Raw genomic sequence first — 21691 nt, 5'->3', positions numbered from 1 at the left:
AAGCAGTAACCAACATCAGGTTACTGCTTCTCTTTTTTTCAAATAGTTTCGATACGCAAAGTAGCCCACAAGCATTAGTCCAAACGTAACAAATTCAACTACTGGCATGGCTAACCAAACACCGGTTAATCCTAGTAATTTCACCAAAATAAATAAAACTGGCACAATTAAAAAGAACCCACGCAAAGAGGAAATCATTAGCGCCATTTTCGGTTTACGAACTGCCGAAAAGTAATAAATCCCCATAAAATTCAATCCTGTAAACAAGAAGGAAATCGCATATAAGCGGATGGCTGTCCTAGCAATTTGCGCCAACTGGTCGTTCCCTTCGCTATTAAAGACCTCAATAATTTGTCCCGTAAACACTTGACTGATTAAAAAGAACAGGAAGCCGGCGACCAAGTACGTAATAACGCTAAGTTTAACAAATTTACGCAACACCTTCGTTTCCCCTAAACCATAGTATCGACTGAGTAATGGTTGCGCCCCTTGCCCAATCCCTGTAAAAATGGCAATCACAATAATATTGAGGTTGGCAACAATCGCATAAGCTGAAATCGCCACATGACCAACTAAGTTTAACAAAACAATATTAAATAAAAACATGACAAAGGCCGAAGAAAATTCATTTAAAAAGGAGGAAAAACCAATCGACATAATTTCTCGAACATCCTGAAATTTCACTTTAAACTTTTCAAAACGTAAAACTCGTTGCGGCGACCACTTATGCAACGTAATCAGGATTAAGCTTGTTAAAGGTGACATCACCGTTGCAATGGCCGCGCCTGCCATGCCCCAGCCAAATTGATAAATAAAGACATAATCCAAAATAATATTGACAATTCCCCCACTGACAAAAGCAATCGTTGCCAAACGAGGATTATGGTCATTTCTTAAAAAAGTAATCAGGCAATTGTTTAAAATAAATAATAATGAACAGCTAAGGTAAATCATATAATATTCCTTTGCCAAACCAAACAAGACACCTGTCCCCTGAAGCCCCCGAATAATTTGATCGGAAAAAATCAAGCTCGCTAAAGTAAAGAGACTCCCTATAACGAAAACTAACCCAATCGTTAAACTAAAATACTGATTGGCTTTTTTAATTTCTTTTTGCGCAACCGTGGTCGAAAACAACGTAGCGCCGCCAACGCCAAACATCCAACCTAATCCATTAATAATATTAACGAGTGGTAAGACAATGTTAAGCCCCGCCAACGCCTCGGTGCCGATCCCATTTGCAATGAAAAATGTGTCCGCCAAAATAAAAATTGATTGCGCCGCCATACTTAAAATTCCTAACAGAACATTTTTATAAAACAACGCAGTAAAATGGTTTTGCTGTGTTTGCTCCATACCCAAATCTCCTTCTAACAAAAAAAGGACTCATTCTTTTTGCTTCAAGGCTTACGCAAAAATCAGAATCCTTCAATTATTCAACCCAGCGATTAAATAATCTGTCTATTTATTGATACTTCTAGGGTAGCATTCTCTCTTCGAAAAAACAACCATCCTTCTATTTTTCTCATTTTAAACTTTCTTAAGCAGTTGCAGTTGTTTTTGAACTACTTGCCAATCTTCTTTCACGACTTCTTTTAAACGATAATTATAAAAGACAGCCGCTGGATGGAAGAGTGGAATGATTTGATAGGTTTTCTGCGTCCAATGATAGTTTTGGGATTGCTCATCAAATGTTTGAATGGGCGACTGAATGACCGTTCCGTGCACTGCAGTGATTGTTGGCTTTGGTCCTAAAAGTCGTTGCAACCCAATATTCCCCAGTGTCAAAATTAGTTCAGGTTGGCAAACAGCGATTTCCCAATCAAGCAAAGGCGCAAAAATTTTGATTTCTTCTTTGGTTGACGTTCGATTAGGAAACTTGGTTACTCTTTCTCCCGTTTTTGCAATCTGCTTCGTTTTTACAGAAAAAGGCCGACTCCTAACCGCACTGGTGATATACACCGTTTCACGACTTAAGCCAACTTGTTGTAATTGTTCCATCAACAATTGACCTGAACGCCCTATAAATGGTACGTTTTCTTTAATTTCTTCTTTTCCAGGGGCTTCCCCAATCAGCATCACTTTTGGCTGTTGCGGACCTTGACCTTCCACAAAACCTTCTAATGGTAAGTCTTTTGCTTTAGCTAAAACTACTTTTTTCAGATGTTCAGGATAGTGCATTTACCATCACGCCTCTCTTCTGGTGTTCTTCCTTCGCTATATTAATTATAAATAGGACCCAAAAGAAACTCAAAAAAAGGGACCTACTCATTTAGGAGCTGGTTTTTCTACACACAAAGCTTTGTCTTTAGCTAGATAAAAAGGCCGTAAGTAACCAACTAAATTAGACATTGGTAAAACCTCCGATGGTAAATCGATCTTTAATGTCTCCTTTAAATAGGCTTTGCGTGTCGCAATCCGTTGCCACATGTCTGGATAAGTTTGCTGAATCTCTTTTTGCAATGTTTCATCAGCCAAAGCCACACATTCTTCTGCACTCACCCCTGTATAACCAGGTACAGAAGGAATAATATCCACTTGAAAGAGCATGCCACTTTCCAAGCGAATGGCTGAATCTGGATAAATAGGCGACGACATCCATTCATCATCCGAAACTAAATGCCCAGGATTCAAATGCCAGTGATAGATTTCTTTTGGTAACTGTTCTTCAATCGCTTGGTACATTTCTCGTCCTAACAGTCCGATTCGAATGGTTTCAAGCCAGTGAACGACAGCTTGAAAATAGGGTTTTGCTACGCGTTCTAAATAATCACGTTGCGCTTCTGGCAATTGCTGCTCGTTTTCAATAACAAAACCTGTTCGGCTAGACAAGCCGCCTTTGTAGCCTGTAGTTAATGACAAGGCATCACCTAACTGAATTTCTTTGGCAGTCGGATACATGTTTGCATATTCAAAACGTTGACCAGTTGCCGCAATGGTTACTACCGTCGGCGTTTGACCTTCATCATTTAACAAAGCCCCAATGTCCGTTTCACGCTGTCCTACTTCAATTGCATTTAAGGCCTTTAACATACTGCGAGAAGCCAAATTCGCCCCATATTCATAGTGCGCCAATTCGTTGGCATTATTTGTTGTGCGGGCCCCCTTTGCTCCAATCAATAAGTGGGTCCCATTTAGTAAACGAGCTTCTTTCGGTAGCGCTTTTTTCAGTGCTTCGACAATAAAATGTGGCACATCAAACATAGTAGCGGGTTCTTGCTGTTGTGTCGTAAACATTTTCCAACCAACGATACCTATTTTTTGAGCTGTTTCATCGAGAAGCGTTTCAAAAATCTGCGCCAACTTTTGTTCTCCAGCCATTGGTTGATTAGGTAGCGAAAAAGCTGGATAATGAATTAAATCGGCTGAGATGCGGGCATGTTGGCACAGTTTTAAATTTTCATTACCTAAAATAAGTGTCGCCATACCATCCTTATTTAACACAAGGAGTCCTTCTTCAAACCTCGGAATAAAGCCAGTTAAGTATTCAAAATTACTGCCATGCTCTTTGTCTGCATAGAAAACCAATTGATCGAATTTTTCTGTTTTCATTCGTTGTAATACTTTCTGCTTACGCGCCATCATCGTTTCATTCGTCAAATACGTTGGAAAAACATTCTCAAAAACAGTAGGTTCAGCAATATGTGTATAATTAATTTTTCGCTTCATTATTATCCTCCATTATTCATCTGCGACAATCAACGTTACGCCTGCTTGCGCTAACTGCTCACAGAATTTTTCATCAGGTCGTGTATCTGTCACTAAACAATCAATTTCTGTTAATTCACAAATTTTAAATAAACCTGTTTTGTTTAATTTCGTTTGGTCTGCTAAGGCAATGACTTGTTTGCCTTGTTGAATCATTCGCCGTTTGACTTGACCTTCTTCTTCTGTGTGAATAAATAATCCTTGTTCAGATAACGCAAACACACCTAATAATGTATAGTCGGGGGCAAATTCCCCAACCTTAGCGACTGTTTCTGCCCCAAACAAAAAGAGTTGTTGTTTATGCAGTTGCCCAGGTAATACTGTAATTTTTGTTTGATCCATTTGCGCTAGAAGTAGCGCATGACTGAGAGAGTTCGTGATCGCGTGAATCGGACTATTTTCCATCGCTCGAATAGCTGCTTCCACCGTGGTTGATGAATCAAAAAAAATGGACGCTTGTTTGGGAATATTTGCCCAAACTTTTTGGGCAATGGCTTGTTTTTTCTCTGGATGCTTCACTATTCGTTGAGCATAATCGTAAATAGTTGCTTCAGACTGAACTGAGATAGCGCCACCGTGCGTTCTCTTTAAATGTCCTTCCTTTTCTAAACGAATTAAATCTCGCCGAATAGTATCTTTTGAAACGGAGACTTGCTCCGCTAACGCTTCCATGGAAATACTTTTTTGTTCATTCACTATTTTTTGAATCTTGGCTAAACGTTCTTCAATCAACATGTTTCCTCACCTCTTCTAAGTAAAGATAGCACCTTTTGCATTATTTTGCAAACAAATGCAAAATAATGCAAACAAGACAAAAAAACTAGTCCTTCATTTTCTAACGAAGGGCTAGTTTGAGAGTGGTTTTAATAGGTAAATTGAATAATCATGCCACTAGGATCTTCTAACGCAAGTAAATGATCTTTGGCAATAAAATGTAACTTTGCTTCTTCCGCATTGGCTTGGACTATCTCTAAATCTGCCGCAGTTGGCAAACGGAAGGTGTAATTTTCTAAGCCAAATTGATTTTCTTGAATCGTTGGCAGCTGTTTGCCGCTCCATGTATTTGTCCCAATATGATGATGATACTGACCCGCTGCAAAAAACTTCGCTTGTTGACCAAAGTTAGACTTTAAGCCAAACCCTAAGTTTTTATAGAACGTTTCAGTGGTATCTAAATCGGCCACTTTCAAATGAATGTGCCCAATTTTAGAACCTTCGGAAATTCCTAGCCAGTGACCGTCAGCTTCTGCAGCTAAACTATCACCGTCTAATTCTTCTGTCACACCGATAATTTCACCATTTGAACGAATATCCCAGACTTCTTCTGGTTTATCCCAATAAATTTCGATGCCATTATTTTCTGGATCACTTAAGTAAAGGGCTTCACTATAGCCATGATCTGCTGCGCCAATTTGCACATTTTCCTGCAAAAGCCACAGCAACATATTGCCTAAATCTTTGCGGGTTGGTAGCAGGAAAGCAATATGGTACAAGCCAGTGGTACCCTGATTTTCTTCCCCAGCTGTTAGTTCTTTTAAGACAAGAATTGCATCGTTGGTGCCTTGTGGCGCTAGCCAAGCACGTCCCTCTCCTTGTTTTAAAAGTTTTAAGCCAATTGTTTTCGTATAAAAGTTTACCATTTTATCTAAATCAGCCACTTTCAAAGTGACTTGTTGAATCCCAATATTACTTGGTAATGCTTGAACCATTTGCTTTCACTCCTCTCCTCTTCATTTTACTAAAGCAATGATTTAGTTGAATTCTTTAAAACGAGCACTATCTTCCATGTATTCTTTTTCGCCAGCTGGCGCTTCAATGGAACCAATGACCATTTGTGCACGTAAATTCCAGTTTGCAGGAATTGACCATTCTGCAGCAACCGCTTCGTCAATGACTGGGTTGTAGTGTTGTAAGTTTGCGCCAATATTTTCTTGCGCTAAGGCAGTCCAAACGTTTGCTTGTGTTAAACCAGTTGCTTGTTCAGACCAAACAGGAAAGTTATCCGCATATAATGGGAAGCTATCTTGTAAGTTTTTCACGATATCTGTATCTTCAAAGAATAAAATTGTGCCCGCACCAGCTGCAAAACCTTGTAATTTAGCTTGTGTGTTTGGAAATGCTTCTGCTGGAGTTAATGGTTTTAAGGCATCTTCAGTCATTGCCCATAATTTTTTGTGAGCATCGCCGAATAAGAACACAACGCGTTGTGTTTGAGAGTTAAAAGCTGTTGGACTTTCTCTAACAACTTCTTTTACTAAAGCAGTTACTTCTTCTTTTGAAATTGGTAAGTTTTCTCCTAAAGCATAGATTGAACGACGGTTTTTCATCATTTCAGTAAATTTTGACATAATATGTTCATCCTTTCGAATTTCCTCAGTAAATTCATTTAATTTTGTTTACATGCTTACTATACTACCTTACTAAAAGTAAGTAAAGCTTTTTGTCTTACTTTTTGTAAGTTTTTTTATTTTTTAGCGAAAAACCTTATTCTACCAAAGAAAAAACAACCAGCTTTTTTCTAAGAAAAAGAAAAATCTGGTTGTCGATTAATAAATGTAGAAGTCAATTGAATCGTTTTCGGCCGTTTTTCTTGAAATAAGTGTGTGGCTTTTTCCCCTAATTCCATTAATGGATGACAGATTGTTGAAAAATTTAAAATTTCACTTAATAAAGTTTGTTCCTGTCCCACTAAAAAGAGTGGTCTTTCAATAACGGCTTGAATCCCTGCGGCAATTTCATCACCGTTGGTCACAACCGCCTGGAGCGTTGGATCTTGCCCGCAGTGTCGTCCTACTTCACACCCATCTTCATAGGTTAAACAGTCCTTAAATAACCGATTTTCAGGAATCACTCCATAAATTTCCTGATATGCGTCAACTAAATAGCGTGCGCTTGTACTTTTTTCTGGTGCACGGTTAATCGTAATTGCCACTTCACTACATCCTTGTTGTTTCAATGCTTGGAAGACCCGCCGATAAACGGTTAAACGATCGATATAGATACTAGCATAACTAGGGTCTTCTATTTTTTCACAAAAAACAACTTGCTCTTTATATGGAGCAAACACACTTAAAGGATTTGCCTTTGACAAAACAATCATGCCATCAAACGCACCCGTGGCCATTTTTTCCAAGTAACTTTTTTCAACTTCTTTATCATAATCCGTTGGTAATAAACTGACCATCATCCCTTGTTGAAATGCTTGGTGGATAATCCCACTTAAAATAGCATCAAAATAAGGTTGATTCGTATAAGGAACCATGACACCTAATGTATTACTTTTCCCAAAGCTAAGATTTCTCGCTAATATATTGGGCTTATAGCCCAACTCATCGATAATTGCTTGGATTTTCAGTCGTTTTTCTTCAGAAACATAAGGATGATGATTAATCACACGCGAAACAGTCGTAACTGAAGATCCTGAAAGGCGCGCAATTTCTCGAATTGTTGTCATACTTTCACCTCATTACTTTACAAAATTGAGTTAAATAAGGCACAATCCCTGTCCCGTAATCAACAAAACGATAAAAGGTCTCCTGCCAAGCAAAAGAAATTTCCTGAATATCCTCCTGCTGTGTCAAGTGCCACTCCGTTATCTGATGGTACGGAATTTCTTGATGCCAAATCTTATAGTATTTTTTGGGACTATCTAACTGCAGACTTTTGGCCGTCGTAGTCACCGAGACAAAATAGTAATCCATACCAAGTCTATCGCTTATCTCCACTATAACATTCATTTTCATGCCCTCCAATATTTTGATACACCTAGCTTACCTTATGAAACGCGTACCAGAGCAAGAGGAAAAATAAAAAAAAGTGAGACCATGTTATACTAGATGTATCATATAAAAGCAAAGGATGAGTGCAATGGAAACTGTTACAGTAGCAACAAAAAGCGACTTACTAACGAATTTGAACAAGCAAACGGATGAAATCATTATCTCGGGGGCACTTGCACAAGAAATTTACCACTTAAAAAAACAACAATTAACCGAAACGGAAGAAATGGGCTTTTTAGTGGGTAGCCAAGGCGCTGGCTCATTTTTAACCTATTTAATCGAGAAGTTATCCTATATAAATTCGGAGCTATCGCCAGAAGAACAAAAAATTGAACATGCGATTTTGCGTTTGTATGTTATTAAAAAATTAACTCCAGAAACTACTTTATTACGTCTAAAACAGTTAGATTATTAAAATTTTATTTAACCAAGATAGACCAATTCCCCGCGTACAACGAGTCCCTTTCATTAATCACTTGATATAATTACCTTTATTCAAGTTCCCACCATTGTCATTATCGATTAACCAATGGTATATTAGAAGTAACAGATAAGTCATTTTATTTGAAAAAGTGTTTGGGAAATGTTTGGGGAGGAATGTTTATGTGTCAACCGCAGGAAAAAAAGAAAGAAATTTCTGTTGCTAAGTTACGTTATCGTTTTGAAGTACCAATGATTATCATTGGTTTTGTTTTATTGTTTTTAGCATTGGGGTTAGTTGCTTTATTGATATTGAGTGATTTGCCGATTCCTGACTGGTTATTAATTGTCTTAATTGCACCAATTGCGCCAGTCATTGCTTTTTTTACCATTCGTTATATGTACATGGATACTGCTTCTAACGGAGTGGAAATTACAGAAAATCAGTTACCAGAAATTTATTCCTTGTATATTGATTTAGCAAAAGAAATGGGCTTTGGCACTAAAAAATTAAGGATGCCACGTCTTTATTTAATCAACGGGAATGGTGTCTTAAACGCTTTTGCGGCAAAATGCTCTTTACACAGACGCTATGTTGTCATTCACAGTGATTTGTTGGACATCGCGTACAATACAGGCGATTTTTCGCTGATTCGCTTTATTTTGGCACACGAGCTAGGACACCATAAATGTGGGCACACTAATTTATGGCGGCTAATGTTATCCATTATTTTGAAACCAGTTGTGTTAGATAAAAGTTTTACAAGAACGCAAGAATATACCGCTGATCGCGCAGGTTTATACTACGCAGAAGAAGGTGCTTTAAGCATGATTTATTTATTTTCAGGAAAATATATGGGCAGTCGTGTGGATTTAGAAGAATACTTTCACAGTATTGATTTACATGATGATACCATCTGGCTTAAATTGAGTAACTTCTTATCCGATCATCCTGTTGGCTTCCGTCGAATGCAAACATTGAAAAAAGCCAAAGATACTGGCAATTGGGATGTTCATGGAAAATTTTTCTAGCAAGAGCCAACCATCATTAAATAAACGTGCTGGGACAAAAGATTCTTTAACTTTTGTCCCAGCACGTTTATTAATCCACCAATAAATGAACAAATTCTTCTTTGGTGATATTTACAAAGTAGTCTTCAAAGTTAAACGCTGCTAATGCTTGCCAAATTGATGAATACTGATAGTCCACACCTAATAAAGCTGCAACGATTTCCGCTGTTTCTTTTTTGGCAAAGTAATCACCATAAATCGTTAACTCAATTATTTTACCTTTTTCAACAGTCAAACGTGCATCCACAATGCCGCCTTTAAACTTTTCTTCTTTTTTGATCGTAAATTTAGGCGCTTCACCAAAAATCCAAGCTTCATTGCCATACACTTCAGCGACCAATTTCCTAATTTCCTGTTGATCTGCTTTGGTTAGGACATATTCTTTCTCAGCAATTTCAGTTAGAGATTCGACATCAAAGAGCTCCATCAGTAAACGATTGCGAAATTCCTCAATGGTTAATTGTTGATATTTTTCGTCTAAGTACGGCCGTAAATTGGTTACGCGTCCCCGAACAGATTTTGTCCCTTTTGATTCAATTTTTTTCTTAGAAACAGTTAAGACACGTTGAACTTCTGCCAAATCAACATCATACATCAAGGTACCATGAGTATACATCTTCCCCTTTTTTGTATACATGGCATTGCCAGAAAATTTTTTCCCATCAATTAATAAATCATTGCGACCGCTAATCTCGGCCCCCGTTGCGCCCATTTTATGTAATGCTTCAATAATTGGTTTAGTGAACGCTTTAAAATCCCCAAAAGCTTGATGTCCTTCCTGAACAACAAAACTAAAGCTGACATTCCCGAGATCATCATAAACAGCACCACCGCCCGATAAACGGCGAGTAATAACGATTCCCTTCTCTCTAGCATAAGCTAAGTCAATTTCTTCATAAGCATTTTGATTTCGGCCTAAAATAACACAGGGTTCCTGAATATAAAACAACACTAAGGGCTCTTCAAAAGAGAGAGTGTTTAATAGATAATCTTCCGTTGCTAAATTTTCACGAATATCTCGTGACTGCATTATGACATAACGCATAAGGTCGCCCCACTTCTTTTTCTTCTAGTGTATCACTTTCTTTCAAAATTGGTTCACTAAACGTCTTCTCTGGCCATTCTCAAAAGAGGATGATCAACAAAAAAAAGAACGTGGGACAACAATCACTTTGGATGTTTGTTCCACGCTCAAAATCTAATAAACAGCAGTTACAGAACTGTTTAGCTTTTTAGTCTAACCAAGTTACTACTTCTGAAACATCTCGTCGGACTGTTTCAAAGCCGGGTGTTTGAGCTTTGCCAATCGGAATAATCAGTCCGTTCACTAAATGATCCTCAATATTAAATAACTTGCGAACAGCTTCCGTTTCAAACCCAGACATCGCCACAGTATCATAGCCTCGATCTTTGCAGAAAGCATCAGCTGCATTGCAACTAAGCCTTGGTCTAACATTAGCCACTCTCTTTTTTGTTCTTCGCTAACATCATAGTACCAAGAAACATTTTCATTAATTCCTTGACGAATTTCTTCCGTCATCGTTCCTTGTGCGACAGCTTTAGCACTGATTTCATCTGCATTGGCCACTGTATAAGCAGTCAAATCACCTAATAAAATAATCACCGCCGCTGCCCCTTTAACTGCTGGTTGTTGCATCGAAACTTCGTAAAGGGCTTCTTTTTGTTCTTTTTCTGTGACAATTAAAAAACGCCATGAATTTAAATTGGTACTATTTGGCGCGAACATCGCTTCCTCAATTATGGCCATTAATTCCTCTTTAGGAATCTCAACATCTGGCATAAAATCCCGAACTGAGCGGCGGCTGCGAACAACATCTTGATACATCATATTTCTTCTTCCTTCCTCTTGCCTTACTTGACATAGTTATTATTACTCACTATGATGGAGAAAAAAAGTACGCACTTTTTATTCACCTAGGAAGAAAAAAGTAACCATTACGTGTCACAAGGAGAAACTATGACAACTGATAAACAAACCAGTATCAACTTAGCCCTTTCCACCATTAACAGCAAATGGAAATTATCATTAATGGATGAATTATTCCAAGGAACCAAGCGCAACGGTGAATTGATGCGTGCGCTCGACGGAATCACTCAGCGCGTCCTGACAGATCGCTTGAGAGAAATGGAAAAAGATGGCCTAGTCCATCGAGAATCCTTTAACGAACTACCCCCGCGTGTGGAATATACGCTCACTCCGGAAGGATATGCTCTTTACGATGCCCTCTCTTCACTTTGCCATTGGGGCGAAACATTTGCACAAAAAAAGGCAAGACTTAACAAATAAGTCTCGTCTTTTTTTATCTATTTTGGGTATTATGGGTAAACTTAAGATATTTTTGAAGTCCTTCTTGAATTGAATAAACGGGTGAAAAACCTAAGCCTTTCAAAGCAGAACTATCTGAAAGAGAATATTTTATATCGCCATCTCGTTCCTTTTGATAAGAAACTGGCAAAGAAAGTCCCATTAATTGGTTCATTTCTTCAATTAATTGATTAAGGGAAATGGCAACTTCGGTACCCACATTATAAACATGTCCCAACGCTTCACTTTTGGTTGCTACTAAATTTAATGCAGTTAGGACATCATCAATGTAGATAAAGTCACGTGTTTGCTGACCATCTCCAAATATTTGAAATTGGCTCGCTTGCCCTTGCTCTAATTGGATATAACAATCCATCAAAATGGACAGGACACCAGAATAGGGTGAAGCAGGATTTTGATTGGGACCATAGACGTTAAAGAAGCGAACTGCGCTTGTAGGTACCCCGTGTAAATGGTATTCATTGAGAACATAACGTTCAGCAGCAAACTTATCAATAGCATAGGGACTCAAAGGGCAAATCACCGAAGTTTCTCTTTTAGGCAACGTTGGCTCTACACCGTAAACGGCTGCCGACGAAGCAAAAACAAAACGTTTGAGCTCTTTTTGATATTTTTTTATTGATTCCAATATTTTCAATACACTTAAAAAATTGACCTCGTGGGTCTCTAGAGGCTGTGCCACAGAACTTGCCACGCTTGCCACGGCCGCAAGATGAAAGATATACTCAAACGAATGCTTTGAAAGTACTTCGTCCAATAATTGCTGATCCGTCACACTTCCTTTAATAAAAACCAACTGCTCAGTTTGTTGCAAATTTGACACTCGCCCCATGGACAAATCATCAATCACAAAAACTTGATACTGTTGACTATAAAAATTAGCCAAATTAGAACCAATAAAGCCAGCTCCTCCAGTAATTAATAGTTTCTTCACCTCTTTGCTTCCTCTCTTTTTTTTTAATTTAATTCCACTTTTTTCGTGTTATTTTCTCTTTGGAATAAAAAAATGCAATATCGAATGAACACATAACTTACAATAGCCACAGCTAATAACAGTTCAAAAGTAGACAAAATATTTAACAGACTCGTTAGGCCTACCTTTTCTGCAAATAAAGGTTTAACTTTGACTAATGCTGTCGCAGAAATTACTAATGGGAATGTAAAGGCAGCATAACTTGGATAGAATGTCACTTGCATAATTTTATATAGATTCACAACTACAATCCCATAAATACATTGAGATAAAATTAGCAAGAAAACAACTAATGGCATATACAAATGACCACCCATTGAAATATAGCCAGCTAAACATAACGAACCTGGCGCTGTCATAATCGTCAATAAAGGAATGGTCGATTCAGGCATTTCTTTCGACTTCGTAATTCTCTTGATTAAAATTGGTAACAAGAGTAAATAAAAGAACAACGCTACCCAAAAAACAATTTTTCCCAACTCATTGATAAACAATTGAGAAGTATTAGGAATAACGCCAATGCCGACAAACGTAATAAACCAGCTTGGATAAATGTGTTCCAATTCGATTTTTGTTGGAAAAATATGCACCGCTACAAAATAAATCATTAAAATAAAATGTAAAATCACTGCGCCAATCCACAACACATTAATCCAAGCAGCATTGGTAAATATCCGATCTAAGAAAACACAGATAACCATTAAAGCCATTGTAAATGTTGGTGATACCGAAGCAATAATTGGATCATCTAAGGTGCTTAATGCATGTTTCATTGTAAAAATAATTTTTAAAATAACTAAAATCATTAAGAGACTGCCAAGTACACAATAAATGGTCCCAATTGTTGCATATCCCAAGGAATAAAGTAAATTCCCCAAAGAAACCATCCCTAAAATTAGTCCGCAAATGGGAATCGGGACTTTCCGCAAGAATTTTTTCGCACTTTCTACCATTATGTAGTCACACTCCGTCTTTATTTATTATTATTGATATTAATCAAAAGTATGTTATTATACTAAATGAAATATTTATATTTGTAAAATAAATATTTGCAATACCAACTATTAAGATAGTAAATAGAAAGAGGCGATTTTATGTTCGAATGGATCAAAACATTTATTGCTGTGTATGAAACCAAAAATTTTAGTGCGGCGGCCAAACAATTGTATATTTCTCAGCCAACTGTTTCTTTGCAAATCAAGAAATTAGAGCAACACTTTTCGATCAAGCTGTTCTATCGTAATGGAAAACAATCGGTTATTCCTACCAAAGAAGCTGATTTTTTATATCCAAAAATGCTCTCGATTATTGAAAGCTTAACTACTTCTTTTGCGCAAGCTGCAGAAAAAGAGAATTTTAAAGAAGACTGCATTATAGCCTCTTCAAATACAGTTGCTATTTATTTATTGCCAGATATTATGGAGAGTTTGGTTACCGCTTTTCCACTCATCAACTTTTCAATTCAACTGATGAATTCAAACGAAGTCGTGGATATGGTTCAAAATAATCATGCTCACATTGGACTAATTGAAAAACCCATTGAAACCAAAAATCTACACAAAGAAATTGTTTATGAAGATCAACTAGTTCTAGCAGGAGATGCCGCTTCAAAATTTTGGCTCTTAAGAGAAAAGAACTCTGGCTTACGTTTTTTCAATGAGCTTTATCTCAACGAACACAGCATCAACTTACCAATTATCGAATTAAACAACAACGAAGTCCTGTTACAATTGCTAAAAAATAACATTGGGCAATCAATTGTTTCTCGATTATCTATTTCCGATGAGATCCCTTGGCAACCAATTGATCAGTCCTTTGCTTCTCGAAAAATTTTCATTGTCCAGACCGATCACCATGCCAATACTTCCTTCTCTGAAGTTTATAACCGAATCGTTGAAAAAATTCGTGAACGACAAACCTAAAAAACAGGAGAACGACTTAGCTTTCGCTAAATCGTTTTCCTGTTTTTTATTCATCAGTTTCCTCTACCAATTCAAATTCAAAAGGTTCTAACTCAAATAGTTGGTGTAAAATTTGCTGGGTTTCTTGGAACACTTGTTGTGGTTCTTTAGACAAAAGAGTGCTTTGAATGGTCTGTTTTTTTGATTGAAAAAGAATTCTCGTTTCCTCTTCCTTAAATACAACTTGATGAGTTTCCCTTTCAAACACCGTATATTCTTCGAACATTTCCATAACTAATTTTTGACGAAACCCTTCTTTGAGTGCTAATAAAGTTACTAAATCTGCAACGGTTAGCGTTTCTAACGCAATTGTTTCATCTTCTACATGAACAAGATAATTCGTACACTTCACATTCGGACAGGCATTGCAGCCGCCATTAATCAAGTCTGAGGTAGTTGTTATTTTCACCTGTTTCATCTTAATCCTTCTTTCCTACTTTTCGAGAAAAACACAAGGGGTCTCCTCAAAAATATTCAATAAAATATGATTGACTTCTTGAAAGACTTCTTCGTGATTCCGGCATTGTTTTTCCATTACTAAACGCAGATCATTCACAACAAAAGTCAACGTCGTCGCTTGTTGGGAAACATGTATACAACGGTTGCCTTTAACAAAACATTCTGTTTGTTCTTCAATGAATGGTTCTTTTTGATAGCCATATGCTGAAGCGACACATTCCAGGATTTCGTAGATTTCTATTTTTGGAAGTTCATAGCTACAGCTACCGATAACTAGTTGAAAACGGTTCGGCTGTTTTTCATTATTGCTTGCATAATACACTGTTGTCGTTGTCATTTTGCCTCCTTATCTTCTCTATTTTCCTACTCTTATCATAACAAAAAAAGCACGCTTCCCTTATTTAAATTGTTAATAAAGACTATTACAGATTGGTATAACCACACCCAAAAAGTTCGTGATACAATTCACTAAGAAAGAAATATTACAGAAAGAAGAGATGAACGATGAAAGTATTTAACAAAAAAGTCGCAATTATTGGTACTGGTTTTGTTGGCACAAGTATTGCCTATTCCATGATCAACCAAGGGATTGCGAATGAATTAATCTTAGTTGATATTGACAAAGCTAAATCTGAAGGCGAAGCAATTGACTTATTAGATGGTGTGTCTTGGGGTCAAGAAAATGTAAACGTCTGGGCTGGCGACTATCAAGACTGCCAAGATGCCGATATCGTCGTGATTACAGCTGGCGCTAATCAAAAACCTGGGCAAAGTCGTCTAGATTTGGTTTCAATCAATGCAGAAATTATGAAAACAATTGTTAACAATATCATGAAATCTGGTTTTGATGGAATTTTAGTGATTGCCTCAAATCCTGTCGATGTACTGACTTATGTGGCTTGGCAAGCTTCTGGTTTACCTGTTTCAAGAGTAATTGGAACTGGTACAACTTTGGACACAACTCGTTTCCGCAAAGAACTGTCTCAACGTTTAGCGATTGATCCACGCAATGTTCACGGCTATATTATTGGCGAACACGGGGATTCTGAAGTGGCTGTCTGGTCTCATACCATGATTGGAACAAAACCTATTTTAGAAATTGTGGATACGACAGAGCGCTTAACTAGTGACGATTTACCAATCATTTCTGATAAAGTGAAAAATACAGCTTATGAAATTATCGATCGCAAACAAGCGACCTATTATGGGATTGGTATGAGTACTGCACGCATTGTTAAAGCCATTTTAAATAATGAACAAGCTATTTTACCTGTCTCAGCTTACTTAGATGGGCAATATGGACAACAAGATGTATTTACAGGGATTCCTGCTGTCGTTGGCAATCAAGGCGTGACTGACATTATTGAATTGAATCTGAATGCCGCTGAAAAAGAACTCTTCCAAAAATCAGTGACACAATTAAAACAAGTGATGGCATCGTTACAACCGAACGCTTAGTAATTTTTAACTAAAAATAACACTTCAACTAAATTATTCTCTACCAAAATAGATTCTAATTCCCCTTTATCGTTCTTTTTGGTACCATGAAAGAAGAACTTCAACTAAAGCAGAAATTAGGAGGACAAAAAATGGTAATCCAAGGAGATACGTTAGAAAATAGCGCACGTCGTTTATTGCAAGAACGTGGCGTAACAATGAATGATTTAGCTGAACTTGTGTTATTTTTACAAAAAGATTATATTGACAATTTAACATTAGATACTTGTTTAGAAAGTGTTGATGCCGTGTTAACAAAGCGTGAAGTACACAACGCGATTATTACAGGTGTCCAACTGGATATTCTGGCGGAAGAAAACAAGCTACTTTCACCGTTACAAGAAATTTTAACGGAAGATGAAGGGCTTTATGGCATTGATGAAATTATGGCGCTCTCCATTGTAAATGTTTATGGATCTATCGGTTTTACGAACTATGGGTATATCGACAAGGTAAAACCAGGCATTTTAAAAGAGTTAAATGCGCATGATGGCGAACATGTCCACACATTCTTGGATGATATCGTGGGCGCAATTGCGGCTGCGGCTGCCAGTCGGTTGGCTCACTCACAACCAGATTTAAGTGATATTACTAAATAAAAAACTTGCCTCTTCTCATAAAAATGAAGAGGCAAGTTTTTTTATTTAGTTTTATTTGCTGGACTTCTCACAAGCTTTCTACTTAACAGTAATTATTTGCCGTGTTATGTTACAGTCAAGAATAAACAGCTAAAGGAGGTTATCTAGAAATGAAAAAGTTTTTACGCGTATTTTTAATTTTTATTGGGGTATTTTTTCTTGCAAGTTGCGGTTCAAAAATAGAGACAAAAACCTTTGTAGGTTCGCCACAAGATGGGATTGATTCCACCTTAACCTATACGTACCAAGGAGATAAAGTCTTAACGCAAACGGCTAAAAACATTGTTTCTTATGACAAGTTGGGGATTACAAAAGAAGAGGCAAAAACAGCGTTGGAACCCGTTTCTAAACAATATGAGGACATCAAAGGGCTTGATTACAAACTGACCTATGAGGACAAACAAGCCATCGAAAAATTGACGATTAATTATGAAAAACTTGATTATGATAAAGCCAAAAAAGTGGATGGTATCCAGATTGATGGAGATTCTTCTAAGGGAATTAGCATGAAGAAAAGCCAAGAATTGGTGGAGTCACAAGGTTATACAGAACAAAATTAATAAAAAGAAAGCGTGCGACAATGGGCATTGTCGCACGCTTTCTTTTTATTAATTACATCGATGTTGCCATCTTCACTGCTTGAATTGGGTCAAAATGGTGGACAGAGTAAACGACTGTACCGGCTTGCCAAACTACTGAGTTTCGATTATAGTCAGTGGTTCCTGCCACGTTCAGTGTGATTTGACCAACGGTATTCGGTGCTGGCAACGTTTCTTGTTCCAAAATATTGACAACATTTTTCGCTAAATCATCCGGCGATTCCCCATTGATATTTGAGGCCCGTACGACTAAACTCCAATTGCCTTCTTGCCAAGATAAGTAACTAGAACCTGCCGCCCCTTGTTTATACCCAGTAATATTGTAACCTAAATCTACTGGTTGACCGCCATTGTCAATGATTTGGTTCACTGCATTTTTTGCTTCGGCATCAGAGCCATATGTTTTTTTCTCAAAAGAACTAATTGGCGTTAACTGATTGACACGCGCATCATTCACTGGAATCGCTTCTTTTTCTGCATAATATAAAACACGGAAATTGTTTTGATCCGCTTGTGATGTTGTCGCTGCAGTTAAAAAGTTATTCGTTTGACTCGTTAAAATTGCCTGCGGTAAGCCTTGACCAGGAAACATGTTTGCTAGCTGGTTAAGCACTTGCTTGGCTTGGTCATCTGGATTCGCATTTTTCGCTGGTGATTGTTTTTCTGCTGAGCCATTATTTGTCGCTTCCTTCGTAGAAGAAGCTGTTGCTTTCGAATCAGCTGTCGTTGTTCCTGACGGTTTCGCATCACTAGATTTCGTTGCTGCTTTGCTACTTGATTCTTTTGTAGCAGATGCTTTTGTACTCTCGACTGTGGTACTTTCCGCAGCACTGGAACGACTATCCGTATTTTCTGTACTTTTTCCGCCGCCGCATGCTGCTAAAGCAAGGGTTAAAAGAAAAGCACTAGAAATAAGCCCTATCTTTTTCATAAGAATTCCTCCTTGTTTTCCCTACCCCTATTGTACCTTAATCATGTGTATCCGTCACTTGTTTGTGTTTCGTTCTAGTTGGTTTAAATAACAGAAAGTGGACGGTAGGATTCGAACCTACACCTCAACATTGAGCAAGAATAAACTACTGTTAGTCTCTATGAGTTTAACACCACGTTCATCCACCTATTTGATTGATCCTTTGTATCATAACTTAGAATAATTAAATTGCCTTTAAGGAGCTTCAAAGATTATATGAAGAATTGTAAAAAATCTGTGACGAAAAAACGATTGAACCAATCAGTAGATACACTGAGGTTCAATCGTAACCAATTGTTTAATTATCTGAAAAAACTCACAATTCAACGTTAGTCCCTGGTGCTTTTTTGTTTTCCCCTTGTTGTTTTTTTAAGAATATCCCCAAAATGACGGTGATAATAGGGCAAAGCAATGGGAAAAAGGCATATGGTAAGTATTCTAGTGCACCAACTTTTAACGTTCCCATAATGAAGGTACCACTAACTCCCCAAGGAATTAACGAGTTGACTGCCGCCCCAGCATCTGCCAAAGTACGAGTTAAATATTTTTTATCAATACCTAAACGAGTAAATGAGGATTTAAATGTTTCCCCTGGTAAAATAATTGACAAATATTGTTCGCCAACTAGTAAGTTAATTCCCACAGAACTTAAGGCAGTTAAAGCGATTAATTTGGCTGGATTATTCACATAGCCTTTAATTTTATCAATTAAAGTAGCCACGATGTTAAACTTAATCAACAAGCCGCCCAAACCTAATGCCAAAATAATCAACGCAGCAGAACCTAACATGCTTTCAATCCCACCACGAGATAAAAGTGTATCAATACTTTGGTCCCCTGTATCTGCCACATAACCACTCATTAAAATGGTAGAAACTTTCGCTAAACTTAGGTGATGATCATTTATAAAAGCTAAGATGACCGCCACTGTAGAGCCGACTAGTAACGTTGGAATAGCCGGTACCTTTTTCCAAGCGAATAAGAATAAAACCGCTACTGGCAACAATGTAATCGGTGAAATCCAGAATCCTTGATGTAACGTTTGGACCATTGCATCAACCGATTGTAAATCCGCCGAACCAGATTGATGCCCCAAGAAGATATAGCCGACAATCGAAATAATAAACGCCGGAATAACAGTGTACATCATGTTTAGTATATGTTCAAAAAGGTTCACGCCACCAATTCCAGCAGCTAAGTTTGTTGTATCAGATAACGGTGAAATGTTGTTCCCCAAAAAGGCACCTGAAACAACTGCGCCAGCTGTCATCGCATTGTCGAATCCAAGAATATGTCCAATACCTAGAAAGGCAATCCCCATAGTTGAAACAGTCGTAAAGGAGCTCCCTACCGTCACACCAACTAGTGCACAGACCACAAAAACGGTTGGTAAGAAGAACTTCACTGAGATAATTTTAAAACCATAGACCATAATTGTTGGAATCGTCCCAGATAAGATCCAAGTAGCAACTAAGACACCTATCAACAAGAAAATAATAATCGGAATGATCCCTGGTTTAATCCCTTCCACAATGCCTTCGTGGATCTCATCCCAAGAAAATCCTTTCCATTTGCCATAAAGCAACAACAACATGAATACAAAAAGAATCGGTATGTGAGGGGTTAATTTTTGACCAATAATTAAGTACCCGAGAATCGCTAACAAGGCAATCAAAATGCCTAAACTTTCAGCGAACGAAACAGTGGGTTTCGTTGATTTCATATGAAAACCTCCTTTTATGGAAAGCGAAAACTGAAGCAATAATCGAACTTGCTTCAGTTTCCAAACGACAATTTACTATAGTCATCAGGTGAAGAGGCACTCAGCAAAATAATTGCTAGCCTTTTTATTCACCTAAATCTTCTTTTACTTCCGTTGCCCAACTTGCTTTTTTAAAGCGATTAATGATTAACGGAATCACAAACATGACAATAGTGATTAATGCAACTAAGACTGCATCAGTCACGGTTGTTGTACCTAATGTGGCGAAAATAACAATGATAACACTAAAAATTAACATTGCTGCCACTAAATAAGCTAAGCCATTACCTTTTTTACCAATTCGGTAAGGACGTAGTGTATCTGGTTGAGATTTACGTAATTTAATTAGGGAAATCGCAATCAATACATACACAATACTATAAATAATTGTTGTTGCATTTGTTAAAGTTAAGAATACAGCGTTGACATCATCCATTACCCCATAAAGTAAAGCGAATAATGAGATAACTACAGATTGTGTTAACACAACGTTACGAGAAACGCCATATTTATTTTCGCGATGGAAGCCAAATTTTGGTGGCAATAAGCCATCACGAGCAACTTGAATAATTGTTTTTGATGGTCCAGTAACCCAAGCAGATAATTGTAATAACACGCCTAAGAAGACCATGAAACTAAAGATATTACCAATAATTGTTGGTAAACCTAAAACGTCACAATAAAGCAAAATTGGTTGTGTAATGTTAGACAATTCCATTTTGCCATTTGGAACAATATTAGCAACAAACATTGCATTAATAACGTTTAATAAAACTAAACCAATTAATGAAATGAAAACGCCTTTTGTATAATTTTTTGTTGCATCTTTCAAACGAGGAATATAAACAGAAGACATTTCAATCCCAACAAAGATAAACGCAATCCCTGCTAGATATTTAAATGTGTCCATATTTTCTAAGTTTGGTAAAACTTTTGACCAAGAGAAGGCACCTAAATAGCCACCAGGTGTTAAGCCTACTTTAATCATTGAAAGAAGACCTAAAACAAACATAACTAATACTGGGATGTAAACACCTAGCCAAACACCAATATTTCCGCCAACTTTCGCCATATCAAATTTCAAGTTCAAGATTGTAATAATCCAGTAAATCACTAAGATACAACCTAATACGAACCAATGATTTTCACCTAAATGAACATTACCAAATGTATTACCTAGCAAAGGGCCTAATGTAGAAGCAACCATTACCATTCCTGGGAACATTTGCACCCATAGTAACCAAGCGACAACAAAACCCCATTTGCTACCTAAGGCAGTTTTAACCCAAAGTTGAGGGCCACCTTCTTGAGGAAGCATCGTAGATAATTCACCAGATATCAATGCGATTGGACCAGCAAAGAATAAGACCGCGAAAATTGTGTAAGAAATTAATGTCCAACCAACAGCAGCAAGTGTTGGGATACTACGTACAGTTGCACACAATGCCATTGTTAAACCGATAAAAGTACCTAATTCAATTTTTTTAACTTGTTGTTTATCCAATTT

The 21691-nt window shown here is 37.4% G+C and carries 23 protein-coding genes and 1 pseudogene; 7 read left to right on the top strand and 17 right to left on the bottom strand.

The window, feature by feature from the left end:
• Positions 1 to 15 precede the first annotated feature (15 nt).
• The 8 genes from IGI80_RS07480 to IGI80_RS07445 all read right to left on the bottom strand — a co-directional run bounded on the left by IGI80_RS07480 (position 16) and on the right by IGI80_RS07445 (position 7451).
• On the bottom strand, positions 16 to 1356 hold the full coding sequence (locus tag IGI80_RS07480; RefSeq protein WP_438723164.1) for an MATE family efflux transporter: 1341 nt from the start codon (positions 1354 to 1356) through the stop codon (positions 16 to 18).
• A gap of 174 nt (positions 1357 to 1530) precedes the next feature.
• On the bottom strand, positions 1531 to 2181 hold the full coding sequence (locus IGI80_RS07475; protein WP_438723162.1) for a uracil-DNA glycosylase: 651 nt from the start codon (positions 2179 to 2181) through the stop codon (positions 1531 to 1533).
• 87 nt (positions 2182 to 2268) lie between these two features.
• The gene (locus IGI80_RS07470) at positions 2269 to 3669 is read right to left on the bottom strand and encodes a M24 family metallopeptidase (RefSeq protein WP_438723160.1); all 1401 of its coding nucleotides are present in this window, start codon (positions 3667 to 3669) and stop codon (positions 2269 to 2271) included.
• A gap of 12 nt (positions 3670 to 3681) precedes the next feature.
• Entirely contained in the window at positions 3682 to 4443 is a 762-nt protein-coding gene (locus IGI80_RS07465; protein WP_002371456.1) for a DeoR/GlpR family DNA-binding transcription regulator, read from the bottom strand.
• 128 nt (positions 4444 to 4571) lie between these two features.
• Positions 4572 to 5417 carry a VOC family protein gene (locus IGI80_RS07460; protein WP_438723158.1) on the bottom strand — a complete coding sequence of 282 codons (846 nt, stop codon included), beginning with the start codon at positions 5415 to 5417 and terminating at the stop codon, positions 4572 to 4574.
• A 42-nt stretch (positions 5418 to 5459) separates the two neighbouring features.
• Positions 5460 to 6056, bottom strand: coding sequence for a nitroreductase family protein (locus IGI80_RS07455; RefSeq protein ID WP_002355475.1), 597 nt, complete (start codon positions 6054 to 6056; stop codon positions 5460 to 5462).
• A gap of 170 nt (positions 6057 to 6226) precedes the next feature.
• A complete protein-coding gene (locus tag IGI80_RS07450; protein ID WP_002355472.1) occupies positions 6227 to 7162 on the bottom strand; it encodes a LacI family DNA-binding transcriptional regulator in 936 nt (311 codons plus the stop codon).
• Positions 7163 to 7166: 4 nt separating this feature from the next.
• Complete coding sequence (locus IGI80_RS07445; protein ID WP_002382953.1) at positions 7167 to 7451, bottom strand: hypothetical protein; 285 nt, start codon at positions 7449 to 7451, stop codon at positions 7167 to 7169.
• A 115-nt stretch (positions 7452 to 7566) separates the two neighbouring features.
• Here IGI80_RS07445 and IGI80_RS07440 point away from each other — a divergent pair, with 115 nt between their 5' ends.
• Both IGI80_RS07440 and IGI80_RS07435 read left to right on the top strand, forming a co-directional pair.
• Positions 7567 to 7902, top strand: coding sequence for a hypothetical protein (locus tag IGI80_RS07440; RefSeq protein WP_002355470.1), 336 nt, complete (start codon positions 7567 to 7569; stop codon positions 7900 to 7902).
• A gap of 182 nt (positions 7903 to 8084) precedes the next feature.
• Positions 8085 to 8939 (top strand): M48 family metallopeptidase, encoded by an 855-nt coding sequence (locus IGI80_RS07435; RefSeq protein WP_438723438.1) that lies wholly within the window; start codon positions 8085 to 8087, stop codon positions 8937 to 8939.
• A gap of 70 nt (positions 8940 to 9009) precedes the next feature.
• Here IGI80_RS07435 and IGI80_RS07430 read toward each other — a convergent pair whose 3' ends face one another.
• Both IGI80_RS07430 and IGI80_RS07425 read right to left on the bottom strand, forming a co-directional pair.
• Complete coding sequence (locus IGI80_RS07430; protein ID WP_002389569.1) at positions 9010 to 10023, bottom strand: lipoate--protein ligase; 1014 nt, start codon at positions 10021 to 10023, stop codon at positions 9010 to 9012.
• A 187-nt stretch (positions 10024 to 10210) separates the two neighbouring features.
• Positions 10211 to 10827 (bottom strand): annotated as a pseudogene (locus tag IGI80_RS07425) (nitroreductase family protein).
• 111 nt (positions 10828 to 10938) lie between these two features.
• Between IGI80_RS07425 and IGI80_RS07420 the strand changes: the two are divergent.
• Entirely contained in the window at positions 10939 to 11286 is a 348-nt protein-coding gene (locus tag IGI80_RS07420; RefSeq protein ID WP_251842989.1) for a winged helix-turn-helix transcriptional regulator, read from the top strand.
• 13 nt (positions 11287 to 11299) lie between these two features.
• Here the strand turns inward: IGI80_RS07420 and IGI80_RS07415 are convergent, their stop codons facing one another.
• Positions 11300 to 12259 (bottom strand): GDP-mannose 4,6-dehydratase, encoded by a 960-nt coding sequence (locus tag IGI80_RS07415; RefSeq protein WP_438723155.1) that lies wholly within the window; start codon positions 12257 to 12259, stop codon positions 11300 to 11302.
• Positions 12260 to 12282: 23 nt separating this feature from the next.
• Entirely contained in the window at positions 12283 to 13251 is a 969-nt protein-coding gene (locus IGI80_RS07410) for a TDT family transporter (RefSeq protein ID WP_002355462.1), read from the bottom strand.
• Between the two features lie 141 nt (positions 13252 to 13392).
• Here IGI80_RS07410 and IGI80_RS07405 point away from each other — a divergent pair, with 141 nt between their 5' ends.
• Positions 13393 to 14220, top strand: a complete 828-nt coding sequence (locus IGI80_RS07405) for a LysR family transcriptional regulator (protein WP_002358639.1) — start codon at positions 13393 to 13395, stop codon at positions 14218 to 14220.
• A gap of 46 nt (positions 14221 to 14266) precedes the next feature.
• On the opposite strand, the gene IGI80_RS07400 is transcribed toward IGI80_RS07405, so the two are convergent.
• The gene (locus IGI80_RS07400; protein WP_010828524.1) at positions 14267 to 14677 is read right to left on the bottom strand and encodes a DUF4809 family protein; all 411 of its coding nucleotides are present in this window, start codon (positions 14675 to 14677) and stop codon (positions 14267 to 14269) included.
• 15 nt (positions 14678 to 14692) lie between these two features.
• Positions 14693 to 15055 (bottom strand): DUF4809 family protein, encoded by a 363-nt coding sequence (locus IGI80_RS07395; protein WP_002363122.1) that lies wholly within the window; start codon positions 15053 to 15055, stop codon positions 14693 to 14695.
• 167 nt (positions 15056 to 15222) lie between these two features.
• On the opposite strand from IGI80_RS07395, the gene IGI80_RS07390 reads away from it, so the two are divergent.
• From IGI80_RS07390 to IGI80_RS07380, 3 genes are all read left to right on the top strand, one after another.
• Positions 15223 to 16176, top strand: a complete 954-nt coding sequence (locus IGI80_RS07390) for an L-lactate dehydrogenase (RefSeq protein ID WP_002358635.1) — start codon at positions 15223 to 15225, stop codon at positions 16174 to 16176.
• 131 nt (positions 16177 to 16307) lie between these two features.
• Positions 16308 to 16814: a phosphatidylglycerophosphatase A family protein gene (locus IGI80_RS07385; RefSeq protein ID WP_002355457.1), complete on the top strand. Its 507-nt coding sequence runs from the start codon at positions 16308 to 16310 to the stop codon at positions 16812 to 16814.
• Between the two features lie 149 nt (positions 16815 to 16963).
• Entirely contained in the window at positions 16964 to 17413 is a 450-nt protein-coding gene (locus IGI80_RS07380; RefSeq protein WP_438723153.1) for a YehR family lipoprotein, read from the top strand.
• A gap of 52 nt (positions 17414 to 17465) precedes the next feature.
• Here IGI80_RS07380 and IGI80_RS07375 read toward each other — a convergent pair whose 3' ends face one another.
• The 3 genes from IGI80_RS07375 to tyrP form a co-directional block, all read right to left on the bottom strand.
• Entirely contained in the window at positions 17466 to 18383 is a 918-nt protein-coding gene (locus IGI80_RS07375; protein ID WP_010827145.1) for a hypothetical protein, read from the bottom strand.
• Between the two features lie 355 nt (positions 18384 to 18738).
• Complete coding sequence (gene nhaC, locus IGI80_RS07370) at positions 18739 to 20145, bottom strand: Na+/H+ antiporter NhaC (protein WP_002363118.1); 1407 nt, start codon at positions 20143 to 20145, stop codon at positions 18739 to 18741.
• A 124-nt stretch (positions 20146 to 20269) separates the two neighbouring features.
• The gene (tyrP, locus tag IGI80_RS07365) at positions 20270 to 21688 is read right to left on the bottom strand and encodes a tyrosine-tyramine antiporter (protein ID WP_002355453.1); all 1419 of its coding nucleotides are present in this window, start codon (positions 21686 to 21688) and stop codon (positions 20270 to 20272) included.
• Positions 21689 to 21691: the final 3 nt, after the last annotated feature.

This window comes from Enterococcus sp. DIV1420a (assembly GCF_051712165.1).
Taxonomy (GTDB): Bacteria; Bacillota; Bacilli; order Lactobacillales; family Enterococcaceae; genus Enterococcus; species Enterococcus faecalis.
The sequence above is the reverse complement of the archived record's forward strand: the minus strand, read 5'-3'. Positions and strand labels throughout refer to the sequence as shown.